We start from the raw sequence: 2,050 nt of genomic DNA, 5'->3' as shown, positions 1-2,050 counted from the left end.
CGGGCTCGTGCGACGGCCACCGGATCCCGTCGACGACTACCGGGGCGTCGACTGGCACGCGGTGGACGTCGCCGGTCCGGACGCGGCCGGCGAACTCGGCCGCCACTTCGTCGAGGCGGACGCCGTCGTCAACCTGGCCTGGGGTTTCCAGCCCACCCGCGACATCGGCTACCTCGAGAGGGTCGGGGTCGGCGGGACCGCCGCGGTGCTCGAGGCCGCGCAGTCGGCAGGGGTGGGCCACCTGGTCCACATGTCCTCGGTGGGGACCTACGCGCCGGGCCGCCACGGTGAGTACGTCGACGAGACCTGGTCGAGGACCGGAGTGCCGAGCTCCGCCTACAGCCGACACAAGGCCACGGCGGAGACGCTCATCGACGAGCACGAGAGCCTCCACGGCGCCGACGCCGTGCCCGTCGCCCGGATACGCCCAGGTTTCGTCGTCCAGCGAGCGGCGGCGAGCGGACTGACCCGGTACGGACTGCCCGCCTATCTGCCGGCGCATCTCGTGCCGCGGGTCCCGCTGCTGCCGCTCGACAGGAGCCTGTGCCTGCCCCTCGTCCATGCCGACGACGTCGCCGACGCCGTCGTGCGAGTGATCGAGCAGGGCGCCACCGGCCCGGTTAACCTCGCGGCCGACCACCCCCTGACCAGGGACGATCTCGCCGAGGTGCTCGGGGCCCGGGCGGTCCACGTCCCCCTGCCAGTCCTCGGGGCGCTCGTCGGGCTGTCGTGGCGGGCGCGCCTGCAGCCGGTGGACCGCGGATGGCTGGACCTGGCGTTCAGCGTGCCCCTGCTGAACTGCGCCCGGGCCCGCGACGACCTCGGATGGACACCGTCCTGGGCGCCGATGGAGGCCATGGACGACCTGCTCGATGGCATCGCGCACCTCGCCCACACCGGGAGCGCACCACTGCGTCGCAGATCCGTGCCCGACCTGGTGCGCCGGGATCTGACCGACGGACTGATCTCCTCCCGCCGGTTCCCCCGACCGGGTCTCACCCGCGAGGGCGGCGGGTGGACGATCAGCCGTGCCGCCGCAGGACCTCGTCCCGCAACCCCGTGGTGGCCACGTCGGCGATGTGCTTCTGCGCCTTCTTGACCACCGGCCCGGGCAGCTTGATCTTGAGATCCACCTCGAGGTCGAAGACGACCTCGGTGGTGCCGTCGCCGTTGTCCGTGAGCACGTACCGGGCGTTCTGGATCTTCTGGGAACCGCTCTCGACCAGGGACCAGCTCACCTCGCCGTCGTACCACTCGTAGCGCACGACCATCTCGTCGGTGACGCCGTACTGGGACACCCTCTCCCACACGACGATCGGCCACCCTTCGTCGTCCGCCTCCCTGACCTCGACCGCCCGGTGGGCGCTCGACCAGTCCACGAGGGAGTCGACGTCGGCCAGGACCTCCATGATCTCGGGGACGCCGGCCTCGATCTTGACAACTGACTGCACTGACACTGCCATGGCGGGAAAGCTACCCGCGCGGGCGCGCACCGGGAGGAAGATCGGGACATGAGTTCAGGATCGGCGAACCCGGGCGCCGGGGAGCACCGGAAGGTCGTACTGCTCCGCGGGATCAACGTCGGCACGAGCAAGCGGATCGCCATGCGCGACCTGGTCGCGTGCACCGAGGCCGCGGGCGGGACCGCGGTCTCGACGGTGCTGGCCACCGGCAACGTGCTCGTCACCGACCCCCGACCGGCGTCCGAGCTGCGCGCGACACTCGAGGCCGCGTATGCGGAGAGGTTCGGCTACCAGGCGGTGGTGCAGGTCCTCACCCTCGAGGCGGTGGCGACGGCGGTGACCTCGTACCCCTTCGACACGCTGGCCGAGCACCACGACTATGTGGTGTTCTCGGACGACCCGGTGGTGACGACCCGGGTGACGGGGGCGATGCGTGCGGCGATCCGGGAGGTCGGAGGGGCGGCCGCCGGCACCGACGCGCACGCCGACGCCGGGGCGACCACCATCCCCGACACGCATGCCGACGCCGGGGCGACCGCCGGCACCGAGGCCGTCGCGGAGGGGCCGGGCTGCGTGTACTGGCGGGA

At 72.0% G+C, this 2,050-nt stretch carries 3 protein-coding genes; 2 read left to right on the top strand and 1 reads right to left on the bottom strand.

The window, feature by feature from the left end; all coding sequences use genetic code 11:
* Positions 1-1,099, top strand: a 1,099-nt coding sequence (locus G6027_RS13980) for an NAD-dependent epimerase/dehydratase family protein (RefSeq protein ID WP_182637700.1), incomplete at its 5' end; no start/stop codon positions are given.
* Here G6027_RS13980 and G6027_RS13975 read toward each other — a convergent pair.
* Positions 1,023-1,463, bottom strand: a complete 441-nt coding sequence (locus G6027_RS13975) for an SRPBCC family protein (RefSeq protein ID WP_182637699.1) — start codon at positions 1,461-1,463, stop codon at positions 1,023-1,025. The two genes, G6027_RS13980 and G6027_RS13975, sit on opposite strands and share 77 nt — an antisense overlap.
* A gap of 48 nt (positions 1,464-1,511) precedes the next feature.
* On the opposite strand from G6027_RS13975, the gene G6027_RS13970 reads away from it, so the two are divergent.
* Positions 1,512-2,050: DUF1697 domain-containing protein (locus G6027_RS13970; RefSeq protein ID WP_182637698.1), on the top strand; the 539-nt coding region annotated here is incomplete at its 3' end.

The sequence above is a fragment of the Dietzia sp. SLG310A2-38A2 genome (assembly GCF_014145095.1).
Lineage (GTDB): Bacteria > Actinomycetota > Actinomycetes > Mycobacteriales > Mycobacteriaceae > Dietzia.
Note: the sequence above shows the minus strand (reverse complement) of the source record. Positions and strands in the feature narration are given on the sequence as shown.